General features: G+C 72.9%; 13 protein-coding genes and 1 pseudogene. 7 read left to right on the forward strand and 7 right to left on the reverse strand.

Annotation, left to right across the window (positions count from 1 at the left end):
* Nucleotides 1–103: 103 nt before the first annotated feature.
* Nucleotides 104–3,898 (forward strand): acyltransferase domain-containing protein, encoded by a 3,795-nt coding sequence (locus AB0C38_RS20710; protein WP_360675536.1) that lies wholly within the window; start codon nt 104–106, stop codon nt 3,896–3,898.
* On the forward strand, nt 3,899–5,272 hold the full coding sequence (locus tag AB0C38_RS20715; protein WP_360675539.1) for a KR domain-containing protein: 1,374 nt from the start codon (nt 3,899–3,901) through the stop codon (nt 5,270–5,272).
* A gap of 148 nt (nt 5,273–5,420) precedes the next feature.
* Here the strand turns inward: AB0C38_RS20715 and AB0C38_RS20720 are convergent, their stop codons facing one another.
* The 4 genes and pseudogenes from AB0C38_RS20720 to AB0C38_RS20735 form a co-directional block, all read right to left on the reverse strand.
* Nucleotides 5,421–6,617 carry a helix-turn-helix domain-containing protein gene (locus AB0C38_RS20720; RefSeq protein ID WP_360675542.1) on the reverse strand — a complete coding sequence of 399 codons (1,197 nt, stop codon included), beginning with the start codon at nt 6,615–6,617 and terminating at the stop codon, nt 5,421–5,423.
* A 26-nt stretch (nt 6,618–6,643) separates the two neighbouring features.
* Nucleotides 6,644–7,834 (reverse strand): helix-turn-helix domain-containing protein, encoded by a 1,191-nt coding sequence (locus AB0C38_RS20725; RefSeq protein ID WP_360675640.1) that lies wholly within the window; start codon nt 7,832–7,834, stop codon nt 6,644–6,646.
* A 303-nt stretch (nt 7,835–8,137) separates the two neighbouring features.
* Nucleotides 8,138–9,147 (reverse strand): annotated as a pseudogene (locus AB0C38_RS20730) (alpha/beta hydrolase).
* Nucleotides 9,148–9,485: 338 nt separating this feature from the next.
* Nucleotides 9,486–10,694: a helix-turn-helix domain-containing protein gene (locus AB0C38_RS20735; RefSeq protein WP_360675546.1), complete on the reverse strand. Its 1,209-nt coding sequence runs from the start codon at nt 10,692–10,694 to the stop codon at nt 9,486–9,488.
* A gap of 195 nt (nt 10,695–10,889) precedes the next feature.
* Here AB0C38_RS20735 and AB0C38_RS20740 point away from each other — a divergent pair, with 195 nt between their 5' ends.
* Together AB0C38_RS20740 and AB0C38_RS20745 are read left to right on the forward strand one after the other, a co-directional pair.
* Entirely contained in the window at nt 10,890–12,086 is a 1,197-nt protein-coding gene (locus tag AB0C38_RS20740) for a helix-turn-helix domain-containing protein (RefSeq protein ID WP_360675549.1), read from the forward strand.
* Nucleotides 12,087–12,283: 197 nt separating this feature from the next.
* On the forward strand, nt 12,284–13,000 hold the full coding sequence (locus AB0C38_RS20745) for a GNAT family N-acetyltransferase (protein WP_360675552.1): 717 nt from the start codon (nt 12,284–12,286) through the stop codon (nt 12,998–13,000).
* On the opposite strand, the gene AB0C38_RS20750 is transcribed toward AB0C38_RS20745, so the two are convergent.
* Complete coding sequence (locus tag AB0C38_RS20750) at nt 12,890–13,423, reverse strand: GtrA family protein (RefSeq protein ID WP_360675556.1); 534 nt, start codon at nt 13,421–13,423, stop codon at nt 12,890–12,892. The genes AB0C38_RS20745 and AB0C38_RS20750 overlap by 111 nt on opposite strands.
* A 39-nt stretch (nt 13,424–13,462) precedes the next feature.
* On the opposite strand from AB0C38_RS20750, the gene AB0C38_RS20755 reads away from it, so the two are divergent.
* The gene (locus tag AB0C38_RS20755) at nt 13,463–14,062 is read left to right on the forward strand and encodes a hypothetical protein (RefSeq protein ID WP_360675559.1); all 600 of its coding nucleotides are present in this window, start codon (nt 13,463–13,465) and stop codon (nt 14,060–14,062) included.
* On the opposite strand, the gene AB0C38_RS20760 is transcribed toward AB0C38_RS20755, so the two are convergent.
* Together AB0C38_RS20760 and AB0C38_RS20765 are read right to left on the reverse strand one after the other, a co-directional pair.
* A complete protein-coding gene (locus tag AB0C38_RS20760) occupies nt 14,063–15,247 on the reverse strand; it encodes a lipase family protein (RefSeq protein ID WP_360675562.1) in 1,185 nt (394 codons plus the stop codon).
* Nucleotides 15,244–15,807, reverse strand: coding sequence for a hypothetical protein (locus AB0C38_RS20765; protein WP_360675565.1), 564 nt, complete (start codon nt 15,805–15,807; stop codon nt 15,244–15,246). Before AB0C38_RS20765 ends, AB0C38_RS20760 begins: the two co-directional genes overlap by 4 nt.
* A gap of 318 nt (nt 15,808–16,125) precedes the next feature.
* On the opposite strand from AB0C38_RS20765, the gene AB0C38_RS20770 reads away from it, so the two are divergent.
* Both AB0C38_RS20770 and AB0C38_RS20775 read left to right on the forward strand, forming a co-directional pair.
* Nucleotides 16,126–17,349, forward strand: a complete 1,224-nt coding sequence (locus AB0C38_RS20770) for a DUF6801 domain-containing protein (RefSeq protein WP_360675568.1) — start codon at nt 16,126–16,128, stop codon at nt 17,347–17,349.
* A 64-nt stretch (nt 17,350–17,413) separates the two neighbouring features.
* Complete coding sequence (locus AB0C38_RS20775; protein ID WP_360675571.1) at nt 17,414–18,478, forward strand: DUF6801 domain-containing protein; 1,065 nt, start codon at nt 17,414–17,416, stop codon at nt 18,476–18,478.
* Nucleotides 18,479–18,485: the final 7 nt, after the last annotated feature.

The raw sequence follows: 18,485 nt of genomic DNA on the forward strand, positions 1-18,485 counted from the left end.
ATCATCGGTCACCGCGAGAAACGCGCGAGGAATCCATGCTCACGAGCGCTGAACGTCTGTCTACTTCGGACACGGGTGGCCCGCGCACCCCGGACGGTCCGCGATGACCGACCCCGGTGAGCTGCGCCGGTGGCTCACCGAGCGGATCGCCGGGCTCGCCGGTCTCGCGCCGGAGTCGGTCGACGCCCGGGTCCCACTGGCCGACCTGGGGCTGTCGTCGCGGGACGCGGTGACCGTCGCCGCCGAGCTGGGCGAACTGCTCGGCCGCGAGCCGCAAGTGAGCCTGCTCGGGCGGTACCCGTCGATCGCCGCGCTGGCCGCGGCGCTGGCCGAGCCGGACACCCGGCCGCGGCCCCGGGCCGGTGAGCCGGTCGCGGTGCTGGGTGTCGGCTGCCGGCTGCCGGGCGGCGTCGAGTCGCCAGGCCAGCTGTGGCGGGCGCTGCTGACCGGCGTCGTGGCACCCGACCGTGGGGGTGCGTTCCTGGCGGGGTTCGACGCCGCGTTCTTCGGGATCGACACGGCCGACGCCGCGGCGATGGACCCGCGGCAGCGGATCCTCCTGGAGACGACGTGGGCCGCGCTCGAGCACGCCGGCATCGCGCCCGGCACGCTGCGCGGCAGCCGGACCGGGGTGTTCGCCGGCGTCTCGGCTGCGGACTTCGCGCGGTTTGCCGACGCCAGGGTGGCCGCATCGACGATCGCGAACGGGGTGTCGGACCGGTTCGACCTGCGCGGGCCGAGCCTGGTCGTGGACACGGCGGATTCGGCGGCGCTGGTTGCCGTCCACCACGCGGTGCGCGCGCTGGCGGCGGGGGAGGCCGACCTGGCGCTGGCCGCCGGGGCGCACGTACGGTTCGCGCCGCCGGGTACCGGAGAAGGCTGCGGAGTGGTGGTGTTGAAGCGGCTCGCCGACGCCCGCCGCGACGCCGACCGCGTGCTGGCGGTGCTCCGCGGCAGCGCGATCGGCTGGACCACCGGCCCGGCGGCACAGGAGCAGATCCTCGCCGACGCGCATGCCGTGGCCGGGTCAGATCCCTCCACTGTGGACTATGTCGAGACGAACCCGGCCGCGGCACCGGCCCTCGACGTCGTGCTCGGCCGGAACCGCGACCCCCGGCAGCCGCTGCTGGTCGGCTCGGCGGCGACGGGCTTCGGTCATCTCGAAGCGGCGTTCGGGATCTTCGGGCTGATCAAGGTGGTGTTGGCCCTCTGGCACGGCCGGATCCCGCTGTCGCCGGACAAGCCCGCCCCCTGGCCGCGGTACGCCGGCACCGCGCGCGCCGGGGTTTCGGCGTTCGGCTCTGGTGGCACCGGCGCGCACGTCGTGCTCGAGGAATGGCCGAAACCGCTCGAGCCCGCCACGCCGGGCTCGCGGTGGAACGGCCGGCCGCAGGTCTTCACGGTGTCAGCCCGGTCGGAGCCCGCCCTGCGCCGCCGGGCCGGGGACCTGGCGGACTGGCTCGCCGGGCCCGGCCGGGGCACCGCACCGGGCGACCTGGCCGCGACGCTCGCCCGGCGCCGGGAACAACTGCCGCTGCGGGTCGCCGTCGTCACGTCGTCCCGCGCTGCCCTCGTCGCGGGCCTGCGGGCTGTCGCCGGTGGCGGGACCACAGTGGACGTCGTGCGGGGCACGGCCGGGCGCGAGCTGCCGCGCCCGGTCTTCGTGTTCTCGGGGGCCGGTTCGCAGTGGCCGGCGATGGGACGGCGGATGCTGGGCGCCGAACCGGAGTTCCGGGCCGCGGTGGCCGAACTCGAGCCCTTGTTCCTGGCCAAGGCGGGGTTCTCGCTGCGGGGCGCGTTGCGCCGGCCGCTCGGCGACCCCGCCGTTGTGCCGCCGCTGGTGTTCGGGCTGCAGGTCGCCCTGGCGACGTGGTGGCGGGCGCACGGCGTCGAACCCGCCGCCGTGCTCGGGCACTCGACGGGCGAGATCGCGGCGGCGGTGGTCGCCGGCGCGCTGGACGCTGGAGCCGGGCTTGACATCGTCGTCAGCCGGGCGAACCTGCTCGCGGAGTTGCCCGCCGGCGCGATGGCCGTCGTCGAGCTGTCCGCCGCCGAGGTGCTCGAACTGGGGTGCCCGGGCGTCACGGTCGTCGAACACGCGTCGCCGGCGCAGTGCACGGTCACCGGCAGCGCTGAGCACATCGCCGCGCTGGTGTCCCATGTGGACGGTCTCGGGCGGCTGGCGCGACGCCTGGCCGGAACCGGGAATTCGGCCGCCGTCGACCCGATCCTGGGCCGGTTTCGCGCCGGGCTCGGAGAACTGCGGCCGCGGCCGCCCGCGACGACGTACTACTCGAGCGTGCTCGACGACCCGCGCTCGGCGCCCGCGTTCGACGCCGGCTACTGGGCGGCCAACCTGCGGCGTCCGGTCCGGTTCACCCAGGCGGTCGCCGCCGCCGTCGCCGATGGGCACCGGTGGTTCGCCGAGATCTCGCCACACCCGATCGCGCTGCCCGCCGTCGAGCAGACCGCGGCCGGCGTCCGGACGTTGCCCACCTTGAGCCGGCGCGACGGCGAAGAGAACGTTTTCGCGCGCTCGCTGGCCGAACTGCACACAGCCGGGCACCCGGCGGTGCTAGACCGGCGGTACCCGGAGGCGCCCGTGCTCGACCTGCCCCCGCCCCCGTGGGAGCACCGGACGTTCCGGCCGCGACGGCGGACCGTCGGCCATCCGCTGCTCGGCGCCCGCGTCGAGGTGCCGGACGAGGGTCGGCACCTGTGGCAGGCGACGATCGCGCCGGACGCCCCCGCGTGGCTGGGCGAGCACCGGGTGCACGACGTCGTGGTGTTCCCGGCGACCGGGTTCCTGGAGCTGTTCCTGGCCGGCGCCCGGGAGCTGTTCGGCACGGGCCGCGTCCGGGTCGACGGCCTCGAAGTGCACCGGATGCTGGCGGTGCCTGGGGAAACGTTGCTCAGCACGGAAATCCGGGCCGACGGCACCGCCGTGGTGCGGGCGAAGGCCGGCGCGGGCTGGGTCCGGCACGCGACGGCATGGGTCTCGGCCGATACCGAGCCCGCGCCCCTCGCACTGTCCGAAGTGGAGGAACCCGTCTCCGCGGCGGTGACGTCACCACCGCCCGGGTACGCGCTGCACCCGGTCCTGGCCGGCAGCTGCGTGCGCACCCTGACCGAGTCCCCGCTGCCGGCCGGGTTCGGCCGGGTCCGTCTGCTCGGCGATCCGAGCCGGGGCGTGCGGTGCGAGGCGTCGCCGGCCGATGGCGTGGTTCAGCTCGTCACCGACGACGGCGAGGTGGTCGCCGACTTCGCCGATGTCCGCGTCCAGGCTCCCGGCGGTGTCCCGCTCGCCGCCCGTGCGTTCGGGACGTCCTGGCCCGAGGTGCCGCTGCCCTCTTTCCCGTCGGCGGGTCGGAGTTCGTGGCTGCTGCTCACCGACGAGCACCCGGCCGCGCTCGGGCGGGCCGTCGCGCTCGCCCTCTCCCTCGCCGCGGCCGGGGACGAAGCGCTTTCCCTGCCGCAGGACGACCTCGACGAGCTGCCGGGGTTCCTGTCCGAGCGGCCGGTACGCGGCGTCGTCTTCCTCGCCGGGGCACCGCACGCCTACCACGATCCCGAGGACGCTCAGGACCTGTTGCGCACGGTGCTGGCGGTGCTCACCCGCCTCGGGCCCGGCGTCCGGTTCCACCTGGTCACGCAGTCGAGCGGCGAGCCGGGGCTGGCGTTCCTGCGCGGCTTGGTGCGGGTGCTCGCCTTCGAACGGCCGGGGTTGCGGGCGACGCTCGTCGACTGCGACGCGCGGTCCGATGTGGACGTTCTCGTCCGCGAGCTGCGTTCGGACGCGCCCGACGACGAGGTGCGCTGGCGCCACGACGTGCGGTACGCGGCTCGGTTGACCCGCGTCCCGCTCGTCGACGGCGTGTCGACCGGGCCGGGCGCGTAAGTGATCACCGGCGGCTTCGGTGCGCTGGGACTGGCCACCGCGCGCTGGCTGGCAAGCAATGGCGCGACGCGGATCGTCCTTTGCGGACGGCACGGTGGTGAGAGTGGACTGTCCGAAGTGGATATTGTGACCGTCGTCGGCGACATTGCGGAACCTGGTGTCGCGGAACGGCTCATCGCCGCGGCCACCGCAGACGGCTTGCCGCTGCGGGGAATCGTGCACGCGGCGGGCGTCCCCGGCGACGACGTCGCGGCCGTGTGGCGGCCCAAGGTGCTCGGTGCGCGGCGGCTGCACGAAGCGACCGCCGACACGCCACCGGACTGGTGGCTCACGTATTCGTCGTCGGCGGCGTTGTTCGGCGCGCCCGATCGGACGGCCCTCGCGACGGCGGACGCGTGGCTGGACGCGTTCGCCGCTTGGCGACGCTCGCGCGGCCTGCCCGCGACGACGGTCAACTGGGGCGTGGACCCCGTGCTGGACCCGACGCCGGTGGCCGAGCGCCTCGAAGCCCTGCCCGCGGTGCTCGGCTCGGACCGGCCGTCGGTCGGAATCGCGCGGCTCGACGCGGGCCGCGTGGCCGGGCGCTTCCCCGAGCTCGTCCGGCGGCCGTTCTTCTCGGAGGTGCTGACCGCCGGTCCCATCCCGGCGACCACGCCCGAGCGGCTCGCGGACATCGTCGCCGGGCTGCTCGGCCGCGCGGTGCCCCGGGACGTGCCACTGGTCGAGCTGGGCCTCGATTCCCTGACGGCGATGCGGGCCCGGGCGGCGGCCGAGCGCGAGTTCGGCGTCACGCTGCCGGTGCCGCTGCTGCTGCGGGGTTCGAGCCTGGACGACCTCGCCGGGTACGTGACGGGTACTCGGGTCACCGCGCCCGATCGGACGGCGCGGGTGTTGCGGCCGGGCGAGGGCACGCCGCTGGTGCTGTTCGGCGAGTCCACTGTGTACCGGCCGTTGCTGGACCGGCTCGCGGGCGTCCCGTGCCACGGCGTCGAAGCGTCCGATGTGGAGGGCTGCGTCGCGGCGCTGCGGGAGCTGCGGTCGTCCGGGCCGTACCGGCTGGGCGGCTGGGCGTCCGGCGGGGTGCTGGCGTTCGAGACCGCGCGCCGGCTCGCGGCCCTGGGCGGGCGGGTCGACGTCGTGGTGCTCTTCGACTCCGAAGCGCCGCTCGGTGCGGAGCCGTACGCGGGCCGCGTCGTGCTGTACCGGGCGGGGGACGCGGCCGCGCCGGGCTGGGCCGCGTGCTGCACCGACCTGCACGTCGAGCCCGTGCCGGGCGACCACCGGACGATGCTGGACCCACCGCACGTGGCGGTCCCGGCCCGGCACCTGGCCACCGAACTGGCCGGACGCACGAGCCCGGGAACCCCGGTCTGAGGCCGTGTCGACCTCCCAATCACGCGTGTCGACCCTTCAAACACGCGTGTCGGCGCTCCGATCACGCCGGACTTCCGGCTTGGCGTGCGGAAACGTCGATCACTCGTGATTGCGGGGTCGACACGCGTGATTGGGGAGTCGACACGAGTCAGGTCAGGGTGGCGCGGAGGGCGAGGATCATCTCGAAGCGGTCGTCCGGGTCTCGCAGGTGGTCCGCGAACAACGTCTCCAGCTCCTGGGCCCGCGCGCGGACCGTCTGGGGGTGGATCGCCAGGCGGTCGGCGACCTCGCGGACGTTGCCGCACGTCTCCAGCCACGCCAGCAGCGTCCCCGCCAGGCGGTTGTACTGCTTCGGGTTCAACGCCGTCAGCGGGGCCAGCCGGCGCCGGGACACCTCGGTCGCGAGGAACGGCTCCTTGCGCAGCCACAACGTCGCCAGGTGATCGTCGCACCAGGTCACGGGCTCGTCCGGGAGGGCGTCGGCGGCCACCAGGCGCAACGCCTCCTGCGCCGTCGCCAGCGAACGGGCCGCCTGACGCGGGGGCGCCGGGGGTCCGACCGCCGCCCGGTGCCCGGCCAAAGCCGCGGTCAACAGCGCGCGGTCCGACGGCGCCGGCAGCAGCAGCCGCGGCGTCCCGTCTTCGAAGTCCTCCAGCGCGTCCAGCCCGGCGACGTCCACCGGCCCGTCCAGCGCCACCGCGACCAGCCGGTCCGGCAACGGCCAGTCCGCCGCCGTCGCCGCTTCCTGGACCGTCCGCGACGGCGACGGCGGGTCCGCCAGCAGCAGGTCCAGCAGCCGGCGGCGACGTCGTTCGAGCGCGCCGGCCGCGCGGGCCTGCGCCGCCGCGTGCCCTTCGATCGACAACGCCGACAGCTCGTCGATGTAGGCGAAGATCGCCTCGGCCAGCAGGCACAGCGTCGCCGACGGCACGCCCGCCCGCGTCCCGACCTCGGCCATCCGCCGCCAGGTGACGCGCGCGCCGACCCGGTACGCCGCCTGCAGGACGTCGAGGTTGCGGCCCTGCGCGAGCTCGTGCACGCCGAGCCCGACGAACACCTTCCGCCGCGAGTCGGGGACCGGCCCGGACGTGGCGATCCGATCGATGAACTGCAGGATCGCCGCTTGCACGCCCGCCCGCAGCGCCTTGCCGAAGGCGCCGTCGAGCGGCCGCGCGTAGTCCGGGATGGTCCGCTGGATCTCGCGCAGCACCTCGTCGGCGACGTCGAGCAGCCGCGGCCGGAACACCGCGGCCAGCTCGCGGGGGAGCATGGCCCACAGCTGTCCCGGCCGGCCGTCGCCGCTCAGCATCGGCCCGAAGGCCGTCTCGACGGGCGGTCCCGTCATCGCCCACCTCACCGTTGAAGGGGAGTTCAAGAACCGAGCAGAGCCTCCGCGCGCAGCGCGATCTCCATGTCGAGCCGGTCGTCGGCGTTGTTGAGCCGGTCGCCGAACAGGTCGATGAGCTGGTGCATGCGGTAGCGCACGGTCTGCGGGTGCACCTGGAGCTTCCTCGCGATCTCGGGCGCGCTGCCGCGGGACTGCAGCCAGATCAGCAGCGTCTCGCCGAGGCGAGCCCGCTGCTTCGGGGTGAGGTCCCGGAACGGCTCCAGGCTGCGCGAACACAGCTCGCGGACCAGGAACTCGTCGGCGAGCAGCCACAGCGTGGACAGGTGGTCGGTGCAGCGTGTGACCGGCGCGTCCGGCAGCACGCCGCGCTGGACGAGCTTCAGCGTCCGGCGCGCCCACAGCAGCGACCGCGGCGCGTCGGTGAGCCGCACGGTCGGGCCGATCACCGCGCGCCAGCCCTGCAACCGCTCGGTGAGGTTCCTCAGGTGCTTCTCCGCGTCGCCGGTGACCAGGCACGGCTCGCCGCCTTCGAGGTCCACGAGGACGTCGGAGTGCAGGTCCGGCGCGGCGAGGCTGTGCTGGTCGGCGCGGGGTTCGAGGGCGACGACCGTGACCTCCGCCGGGAGCGCCCACTGCGCGGTCGCGGCCTGCGCGCTGATGGTCTGCGGCGCGGACGGCGGGTCGGCGAGCAGCAGTTCGAGCAGCCGTCTCCGGCGGCGCGCGCGGGTGCCGGCGGCGCGGGTCTGCGCCGCCGTGTAGCCCTCGATCGAGAGCGCGGAGATCTCGTCGACGTAGGCGAAGATGGCTTCGGCGCTGGTGCACAGCGTGTCCGCGGCGAGGCCTGCGGCCTGCCCGAACTCGGAGATGTGCCGCCACGCGACGCGCCCGCCGACCCGGTAGGCCGTTTGCAGGCAGTCGAGGCTGCGACCCTCGGTGAACTCGATCTTGCCCAGGTTGCGGAACACGGTCGTCCACGTCTCGAGCGGCACGGCGCCGGGCGTGCCGACACTGTCGAGGCATTGGATGATCGCCTGCCGGACACCCTGCGTGATGATGTGCCCGAACGCGCCTTCGAGCGGCTGGCGGTACTCGGGTACCGCCCGCTGGACCTCCTGCAGGATGGCGCGGGCCAGCGGGTCGACCCGCGGCTTGAAGCGGATCGCCAGGTCACGGGGCAGCGACGCCCACAGCCCGATGGCGCCGGAAGCGCGCACGGGCCGGGGTTCCGCCGGGGTCCGCGGGGCGGGTGGGTAAGCGGTCCGGGGCCGGTCGGCCGACCCGGACTGCTGCCGGTACGCCGGTCCGGAAGAGCGTTCGCCAGGGTTGGGCCGGCCCGTCCGCAGTGCGGGGGCGGCGAACCCGGTGTCCACGTCGGTCATGTGTTTTATCCTTGCTGGCAACAAAACTGGCCTCTTCGTCGTCGAAGCTGGTCCGGATTTTGTGGCTCAGGCAACATAATTTCGCGCGAACGGCACTGTCAACGGGTTCTCCGCTGACTTTGCGGTAACCCGTCCGGACTACACCCGATCGGGTGGATTGGCGCGAGGTGAGGTGACACTTCCGCTTCGGGCGGATGGTGTGCGGGTGACAACTTTTCCGGCGGGTGTTTTTCGCCCCGCGGCGGCCGTCAGCCGCTCGACGACGTCGTCCAGGGTCAGCCGCGCGGGTTCGGTCCCCGTGACGAACTCGTTCAGCAGCAGGCAGAACCCGTCCGGATCGGACACATGTGGAAAGTGTTTCGCGTTTCCCGTACGGTCAATCGGCCGTTCGGCAGCAGTTCGGCGGTCCGGCGGCCGTGCGCCACGGGGATGAGCGGGTCCCGTGCGCCCCAGACCAGCAGGGTCGGTACGGCTTCGGCCAGGTAGAGCTTCTCGACGGCGCTCGCGCGCTGCCCGCGCAGGTCGATCAGGCTGCGCGCGATGAACAGGAACGCCCGCCGCCGCGCCGGGTCGGCCAGCGAGCCGAAATGCCGTGCCAGCTCCCGTGTTTCGGTTTTCAACGACCCGCCGAGCCGGCGCCCGAGCCGGGCCGCGGCCCGCGCGATCGCGAGCGTCACCCGGTTCACCGCGCACGCCAGCACGACCGGCGCGCCCGGCAGTGCCGTGGCCCGCAGGACCGGGCTCACCTCCGGGCCCAGCCCGGCGCTGCCGACCAGCACCAGCCGGTCGCACATTTCCGGGAACTGGTAGGCGAACTGCATCGCGACGCCGCCGCCGAGCGAGTGGCCGACGACGGTCGCGTGCCGCACGCCCGACACCGCCAGCACGTCCCGCACGGTGCTCGCCAGCGCGCCGAGGCCGTAGTCCGCGCGCGGTGCCTCGGATTCGCCGTGGCCGGGCAGGTCGGGCGCCAGCACGCGGTGGCCGAGCGCGGCGCACCGCGCCAGTACCGGCGCCCAGGTCTCGGCGCTGCCCGCGATCCCGTGCAGCAGCACGATCGCTTCGTCGCGTGCACCCGACGGCGAAGTGTGCTCGTGCAGCCGGATCCGGCGGCCGTGCAGGGTGAGCGTGTACGTCTCGAGTGTCATCGGCGGCCTTTCTCGCGAACCTGAAAATAGGGCATCCGACTACTCGCGCCCGATGTGTCGAACACCACTCCCGCCGAATGGCGGGTGCGCATGACAAGAACGGGAGCGGAAAGGCGATCACGGGTGCGGGTTTCGGCGGTTTCACCGGTTTCGCGTATCGACATTCCGCCGGTATCCGCGTATTCCTCGAAGGCATGGTCGCAATGACGCACCGGACACCCTGATGTCCTGCCGCGCGAGTTTTCCGTCCCCGGATCACCAGCTCCGGTCGCCGCCGCCGGGACGCCGTTCGTGGCGGCGCGTGCTGCCGATGCCGGTGCGCACGCTCGACCGCGCCCTCAGCGTTCCCGTTCACCGTCCGGCCGGTGCGCGCGCATGAGCCGCTGAGCCCGCAGGGCGAGCTGCATGCCGAGGCGGTCGTCGGCGTCCTTGAGCCGGTCGCCGAACAGCTCTTCCAGCTGCCGGAGGCGGTTGCGCACGGTCTGCGGGTGGACGCCGAGGCGCTGCGCGATCTCCGGCGCCCCACCGCGCGTCTCCAGCCAGGCCAGCAGCGTTTCGCTGAGCCGCTCGCGCTGCTTCTCGCCGAGGGAGGCGAACGGGTCGAGGCTCTGGCGGGCCAGCTCGGCGGCCAGGAAGTCCTCCGCGAGCAGCCAGAGCGTGGCGAGGTGGTCGCGGCACCAGATGATCGGGCCGGGGGTGTCCGGGCCGGACAGCAGCAGCGCCCGGCGCGCGGTGCGCAACGCGGCCGGGGCGTCGGCCAGCGGCACGGTCGGCGACACCGCGGCGCGCCAGCCGTCGAGCTTGGCCGCCAGGGGTGCGAGGTCGGCGTCGGGGTCGCGGGTGAGCAGGTGCGGCTCGGGGCCGTCGAGGTCGGCCAGGACGCCGTCGCCGAGCAGGTCGGCGGGGAAATCGGCGGCGCCGGGACCGCGTTCGAGGGCGACCATCGCGGCGGTCTCCGGCAGCGGCCAGCCCGCGCCGCCGGCGAGCCCGGCGATGCTGGTCGCGGCGCCTTCGGGGCCTTGGACGATCAGCTCCAGCAGCCGTCGCCGCCGGACCGGGACGGCGCCCTCGGCCTCGGCCTGCGCCTGCTGGTAGCCGTCGATCGCGGTGGCGCACAGCTCGTCGACGTAGGCGAAGATCGCCTCGGCGGCGACCGAGATGACGGCCGGGTCGACGCCCGCGGCGACGATGCCGGGGTGCATCGCCCGCCAGGCCACCCGGGCCCCGATGGTGGCGCTGTCCTGCAGGGCGTCGAGGTTGCGGCCCTCGGTGAACTCGACGCGGCCGCGGCCGCGGTAGAAGCCGGCCCAGTGCTCGTGGTCCAGGTCCGGCTCGCCCATCGAGTCGACGCAGTGCTGCACGGCGTACTCGACGCTCTTGACCAGGACCTTGCCGAACACGCCCTTGAGCGGCCGGCCGTAGGCGGGGACCGCGCGCTGGACCTCCTGGATCATCGAGGCCGCGGCGTGCCCGACGTGCGGGCGCAGGCCGGCGCCCAGCGCGCGCGGCAGCGAGGCCAGCAGGCGGAAGCTGCGGTACTCGACCACGAATCCCCCTTCGAGTTCGTCCGGGCGGACCAGAGCGTATCCGACCGATGTGTCACGGAAAATCAACGAGCTGTTCCCGGAAAGGGTGACGCGGTGCCGTCCTTTTGACACGGACGGGTGGGCGTTCTACGCTCCGTCTCGGGTGGTGGGGTTATTTTTGGGCCGCCAATTCCCGAGTGGAGGACTGAATTCCCCATGCGCGGTTCCGCTGCCTCCGATGGCTCTGTGTGGGCCCGGCTGCCCCACGAGCTCGGCGACGTGGTGCGCCCGCGGATCCCGGAGATCGCACGGGCGTGCGTCGACGGCATCGCCGCCGAAATTTCGGAATATTCCGGCACTTTCGGCCACGGTCCTACCCGGACCACGGCGATCGAGCAGGCGCGGCGCGGGATCGAGCGGGACATCGACCGCGTCGGCACGCCCGCGCTGTGGCAGGCCGACCGGCTGGCGGAGTTCCGCGGGCACGGGCGTGAGGCGTTCCACAATGGTCTGAGCCGCGAGTCGGTGCAGGCGGCCGTGCGCGTGTCGAACCGCGTGACGTGGCGGTGGATCGCCGACATCGCGCGGGATGCGGGGCTGTCCGGCGACGTCCTGTACGGCGCGGCCGAGGGGATGTTCGCCGACGTCGAGACGTCGATGGCGGCGGTCGCCGAGGGGTACAGCGCGGCGGAAGCCGCGATGTCCGGCACCGGCGAGCGGCACCGGCGCCTGCTGCGCGCCCTGATCGGCGGCCGCACACCGGCCGAAGTGGACGGTCTGGTCGCGGCGTCCGGGCTCCCGGTGCCCGCGCGGGTGGCTGCGGTGGCGTTCCGGGCGCTCCCGGGCGCGCCGGAGTTCCCACCGGGCCTGCTGCCCGAGCACGTCCCGGCCGACCCGCTCGGGAGCCCGCCGGCCGCGCTGACCCCGGCCCCGGACACGGACTTGGCGGGGCTGTCGGCACTGCCGGCCGGCTGGACGGCGGCGGTCGGTCCGCTGGTGCCCCCGGAGTCGGCCCCGGAGTCGTTCCGGGTGGCCCGCCGCGCGCTGGACCTGGCGGCCCGAGGCTTGCTGGACGCGCCGGGGCCGGTGGTGTGGTGCCGCGACCATCTCACGACGTTGTTGCTGCTCGCGGACGAGTTCCTGGTGGCCCAGCTGGCATCGACGACGTTGGAGCCGTTGGCGGGGGTGACCGGACGGCGCCGGGAGCAGCTGGCGGAGACGTTGCTGGCGCTGGTCCAGACCCGCGGGAGCGCGCCTGAGCTGGGACGGTTGCTGGACCTGCACCCGCAGACGATCCGGGCGCGGTTGAGGAAGCTGAGCGAGCTGTTCGGGGCGCGGTTGGACGATCCGGGGGAGCGGTTGAGGGTGGAGCTGGCGTTGTTGGCGGAGCGGGCGCTGCCGGGCGGGGAGTGAGCCCGGGGCGGGCGCCGCGGACTGCCCCCAGCGCCCCAAGGCGGCCTTGGTTGCGTTCAACGCACCGAAGGCCGCCTTGGGTGCGTTGAACGCACCGAGGGCCACATTGGGGCGCTCCGGACCTGCCGAAATGGCCCGGTCCACCCAGCTCGGATTGGCCCTGGGGAGCAGGCCACTCCCGTCCTAAGCTGCCTGGCATGACCGGATTGCTCGCCCGACGGCTGAGTCAGGCCTCCGAGAACGCCGTCGCGATGTGGACCGCCCTTGCCCGGGCCCGCGGGGACCACGTCCGGGAACACCCCGCCTTCACCGCCATCGACGGCCGCCGGTTTCGGATCATGGTGCGGACCGATGCTCCCAGCGGGACCGATGTCGGGGAGCTGACCGAAGTCGCCGACGAAATGCGGCGGAACGGGCGGACCGTCGTCGTCGAAGATCCCTTTCGGGTGCTTGATCTTCGGGGGATCGGGATGACCGCGCGGCAGCTGCCCGTCATGGCCCGTGAACCCGCGGACGTGCCGGACGAACCCAGCGTCGCCCGCATACACACCCCCGCTGACCTGCGGAAAGCCGAGGACATCATCGTCCACGGCTTCCCACTGGAGGAGTACCAACCGCTCGAAGCCGGGACGGTCTTCCCGGCCGAAGTGCGAAACCAGGCCTTCTTCCTCAAGGACGGCCTCAAGGACGGCGAAGGCGCTTGCCTCACCATGGCCGACGAGGAAGTCGGCGGCGTCTACTGGGTCACCACGAAACCCGAGCACCGGTCGAAAGGCGTCGGCCGGGCCCTCATGCACGCCGTCCTACGGCACTTCGACGACCGCCCCGTCACGCTGACCGCCTCGCGATCCGGCAAGGCGCTCTACGACAAGCTCGGCTTCACCACTCTGGGCGACGCCGACTGGTGGCGCTGAGCTGGGGAACACCCACCGCCGGTAGCCGTACCAGCGGAACGCCGTCCCGAGACCGGTCCCGAGCACCATCCCCGCCACGAAGTCCGCGACCTCCTGCGCCAGGTAGCTCACGTGGGGCACCGCCAACCCCAACGCGTACCGCGAGAGCAGCGGCGGCACCAGGTTCACCGCCACCGCACCCGCGTTGACCATGAAGAACAGCGCCGCCTCGCGCGTGCGCCGGTGGCCGCCGCGGCCCGCGAACGACCAGCGCCGGGACAGCAGGTAGGCGAACGCCGTCGAGGCCGCCGTCGCGATGAAAAGCGCCGTTACCGGTTTCTCACGGCACACGGTGAGCTTCAGGCTGTAGTCGCCCAGTAGGGTGACCCCGTACGCGGCCAGGCCGACGACGGCGAAGCGAAGCAGCTCTCGCGGCTCGGGCATGGTTCCTCCAGGTGACGCCGACAGGGTGGAGGTCTTTCGATGGCACGCACGGGCGGTGAGGGTGAGCTCCCCTCGGTCGCCGAACTGGTGAACCTCTCGCAGACGAAGCCGCTGATGATCCGCGGTGACCTCGACGCGCTGCTCGCCAGAGAAGCCGAGCCCGAGCCCGAGCCCGAAACCAAGCCCGACCCCCTGGCCATCCTCGACGCCGAGCTCGCGGCCCCGGAGCCCGCGGACGAGCGTCCCCGGGAAGCGCCGCCCGCCGAGCCTCGCCGGACCAAGCCGTACGTCCTCGCCGCGGGTGCGGCCGTCGCGCTCGGACTGGCCGCCGTCGTGCTGTTCCAGCCTTCGCAGGTCGGCGGGACGGCGACGCCGCCACCGGGGGCCGCCGTCCCCGCCGCGCCGCCGCCCTCGAGCGAGGCAGTGGAGACGATGAGCGCTTCGGCGGAGCCACCCCCGCTCACCGCGCAGGTGCACGACTCCCCGGTCCGGACCACGAGCCCGCCGGCCGCCGCGGGGCGCAAGCCCGCGCGCCCCACGCCGTCGGCACCGCCGGTCCAGGACACCTGGCAGCAGTACGTGAGCTCGATGATCAGCTCGTGGCAGCGGCAGCACCCGCCCGGCCGGCCGAACCGCTGATCAGCAGCTCGACGTCGCCGGCTTCCCGGCGATCCGGTCCTTGACGAACGCCAGGACGTCGGCGTTGCCGGTGTAGACCAGCGTGATGTGGTCGGTGTCGTAGGTCTTCCACGTCTCCGCCACCCCGGCCGCGCAGTACGCCTTGTGCAGACTGTCGGCCTGCGCGAACTGCACCAGCTGGTCGCCGGTCCCGTGGTACTGGAACACCGGCACCGTCGGCGGGCTGCCGCCGAGCTTGTTCTCGTTCAGCCGCGCCACCCACGCGGGCCGGATGTAGCCCGGGCCGGTCGTGTAGTCCGAAATCTTCTGGTTCGCGTACGTCGTGAGCAGCTCGAACGTGCACGCGCTCTGCGTCATCTCGGCCAGCTTCGCGCGGCCGTTGTCGCTGAGGAACGAGTCGAGCTTCAGCTCCGGGTAGGCCTGGTCGAGGCCGAGCAGGGCGTAGGCGAACACGCCGAAGCCGGACTTGCCGTCGAGCTGCAGCGTCACCTGGACGAGGTCGGCGGGCACCCCGCCGGCCGCGATGCCGACGAGGTTCAGCTCCGGCGCGTACGTCGGCTGCAGCTCGCCGGCCCACGCCGCAGCACCGCCGCCCTGGGAGTACCCGCGGAAGACGACCTTCGACGTCCTGGACAGCCCGGCCGCGGTGAGCCGCTGCGCCGCGCGGACTCCGTCGATCACCGCCGGACCTTCGGACCGGCCCACGACGTACGTCGTCTTCGGCGCGCTCCGGTAGCCCTCGTAGTCCGGGACGGCGACGGCGTAGCCCGCGTCGAGCAGGTCGTCGAGGCCGGGCTGCTCGTAGAACGCGCCGATGTCGATCATCTTCGACGGCGTGCAGCCGAAGGCCGGGCCGTGCGTGCCGGGGTCGAACGAGACGATCGGCGCGCTCGCGCGGTCGGCGTTCTTCGGGACGAGCACCGTCCCGGTGACGGCGTCGGGCTGCCCGAGCGCGTTCGTGGACAGGTACATCACCTGCCACGCGTCGACGGATGCCTTGCGTGGCCCGGCGTTCGACGTCCGCCAGCGGATGACATCACCCGGTTCGCCCGCGGGCAGCGGCGAAGGCGGGGTGTAGAACGAGTCGTCGACGGGGCCGGGAGCCGGCGCCGCCGAAGCCGCCGGGGCGAGGGCCGCGGTGACGACCAGCGCGACGAGCAGGGCGAGCGTGCGACGGGCCTTCACGAGCCCGTCCCGTAGACGCGCTTGCAGGTCGCGGACTCGCTGAAAGCCAGGTTCAGTTCGGGGTTCGCCTTGAGGTCCTTGATCGGGCCTTCCGGGTCGGTGAGCTGCCCCATGGTCGCGTCGGCTTCGGAGATGACCTGCCGCAGGCTGCCCTGGTCGGTCACCTTCGCCTGCTCCATCTTGGACTTCGTCTCGGCCAGCTTGGTCTTGGTCTCGGTGAGGGTGCCGGTCGCCTTGTCCACAGCGGACTGTCCATCCGGGACGGGCGGTACGCCGGCGGCGCGGATGCCGCCCGCCATGTCGTCGAGGGCCGAGCCGAGGCGGCCCAGGAAGCCGACCATCGCGTCCCGGGTCTTCAGCGGGTCGGCGTCGTCGACCGCCGGTGGCTGCGAGAGCTTCGCCGAGCCCGCGGCCACCCCGGTGCACACCTTGTCGACCCAGGCCAGCGCCGCGGGGTCGGCGTGCCGGCCGGGGTCGGCCGGGGCGTCCGACGCGCAGGCGGCGCACGACAGAAGTGCGGCCGCCGCCATTGCGAGCACCGCGCTGTGCATTCTTTTCATGGGTTTCGAAGCTACGCGGCGCACTTGCGCGCGAGCAAGGAGAGAAAAGCATATTGGCACCAGCGTCAACATTTCAAGCCGGTAAATTGTCACGCGCGTCAGCGGTTCAGTCGCCGCGCTGCGCTGGGGAAACCTTCCCGCGCCTGCTAGGAACCCGGGTGGGCTGACGTGCCGGTGTGACAATTTGCGGCGCCCGTGTGACCTTTTTACTGAAAGTCCTTGATCGGCGCCATCCGTGCTCGTTACCTTACGGTCCGGTCGCGATTCCCGAATAGCGCGGGCCGTTTCGTATCACTGTTGATACCCGGAAGGACCATCGTGAATCACCCGAGAGGCAAGAAGAAGACGGTCGCGGCCGCCGCGGTCGCGGCCGCGGTGGGGCTCGTCGCCACCGCACTCGTGGCCGGGGCGCAGACCAGTGCCGCCGACCCGGTCTCGCTGACGCTGAACTACCACTGCACGCTGCCGCTGGTGGGTTCGCAGTCGCTGAAGGTGGTGATCAACACCGACCTGCCGGCCACGGTGAACACCGGCCAGCCGACCGGCGCGTTCGACATCAAGGCCGTGTCCACCATCAACGCGGACACCGTCGCCGGCCTGAGCCTGATCGGCGCCACCACGATCGAGGGCACCGCGACGGCCGCGGCGACCGTCGCCGCGCCGGGTCTCACCCTGCCGGTCAGCGTCCCGATCGCGCTGGACAAGACGAACATCCCGGCCTCGGGTGAGCTGAACATCAACGCGGCGGGCAAGACGCCGTCGCTGACGTTCACCCAGCCCGGCCAGGCGAAGATCACCGTCGGCGACCTGAACCTCAAGGTCACCCCGCGCAAGGCCGACGGCTCGGTCACCGGCATCACGCCGGACGGCACCATCGACGCGCCCTGCACGCAGGACGCCGGCCAGGCCAACACCCTGGCCACGATCACCATCAACGGCGGCGGCACGACCCCGCCGACCACCACCCCGCCGACGACCACACCCCCGACCACCACGCCGCCGACGACGGCCCCGCCCACCACGACGCCGCCGGGCGGTGGCATCAAGTACTCGTTCGGCATCACCGGGTCGACGTCGCTGAAGTCGCTCGGCAGCACCGCGCCCATCACCGGCTCGTTCGACGCCGACGTCAACCTGTCGGCCAAGACGTTCCTCGGCGACCTGAAGCTGGACCCGACGCACACCGACTTCAAGCTCCTCGGTTTCCTGCCGGGCAGCTCGGACGTCAAGGTCGTGCAGAACGGCCCGCAGACCGGTGAGCTGGTGGGTACCGGGTTCAAGGCGCACATCAAGTTCGACACGTTCCTCACCACCGTGAACCTGTTCGGCATCCCGATCAGCTCGGACCCGAAGTGCGGCACGGTCAGCCCGTCGACCAGCGAGATGACCACCGGCACCGACTTCGACCTGCTCAAGGGCGGCAAGCTCGCGGGCACCTACTCGCTGTCCGCGCTGCAGAACTGCGGTCCGTTCAACGACATCGTCAGCGGGTTCGCCAAGAGCGACGGCAACTCGCTGGACCTCGTGCTCGCCAAGAAGTGACCTGAGCTACCGGTCCCCGTCGCGCCGCGGCGGGGGCCGGTGCCATGCCCCGGAAAGGAGACCCGTGCGGAAAGCCCGGTCGTTGCTCGCGGCGGGCCTCGCCTGCCTGGTGCTGCCGTTCGCCGCCCCGACGGCGGAGGCGTCGACGCCGATCGACAAGAGGCTGAGCTTCACCTGCCCGTTCCCGTTGATCGGCCTGCAGAAGCTGGACGTCGAGGTCAAGGCGTCCTTCGAGGTGCCGTCCGCGCCCGGCGGCACCTTCACGACGACGGACCTCTCGGTCGCGGTGACCGTGCCGGACAAGTCCACCCGTGGTCTGGCCCTGGTCGGCGCGGCGAGCATCGAAGGGACGGCGTCTGCAGGGGTGACGCTGGCCAACGGTGCGCTGACGCTGCCGCTCGCACTGCCGCTGACCGTGGCGAAGACGGCGGTGCCGCCGTCGGGGGAGTTCACGACGCAGGCGGCCGGCTCGGTTCCGCCGGTGCGGCTGCCGAACGCGGGCAAAACAACAGTCGCCATCGGGGACTTCAGCACCCGGCTGACGCCGAAGAAGGCGGACGGCTCGTTCACCGGGCTCGGCTCGTTCACCTCGGACTGCACGCTCGACCCCGGTCAGGACCCGGTGCTGCTGAGCTTCGACCTGGGCAGCACGCAGACGTCGTACGAGTACGGCGTCACCGGGACGACCACGCTGAAGGCGCTCGGGGCGACAGCACCGGTCACGGGTTCGCTGGCCGTCCCGGCCGCCGGCACGGCGTTCGACGGGACGCGGGCGGAGTTCAAGGTGCTCGGGTTCGTGCCCGGGACGGCCGACCTGCGGTTCGGTCCGGACGGCCCGCAGACCGGCGAGCTGACCGGCGACGGCTTCGTCGTCCACGCGAACCTCGCGCTGGTGGTGCCGCAGGTGACGCTCTTCGGGCTGCCGGTCGCCGACGCGGGCTGCCGGGCGAGCACGCCGATCCCGGTCGACCTGCGGACGGGCCGCGGGTTCGCGCTCGCGTCGGGAGGTCCGGTGAGCGGCGAGTACACGATCCCGCCGCTGACCGGCTGCGGTGCGTTCACGGCGTACCTGAGTTCGCTGGTCCAGGGGCCGGGCAACGCGTTCGCCCTGACGCTGACCGCGCGCTGAAGAAAGT

Origin of the sequence: Amycolatopsis sp. NPDC048633, from assembly GCF_040650695.1 — a bacterium.
GTDB lineage: Bacteria > Actinomycetota > Actinomycetes > Mycobacteriales > Pseudonocardiaceae > Amycolatopsis.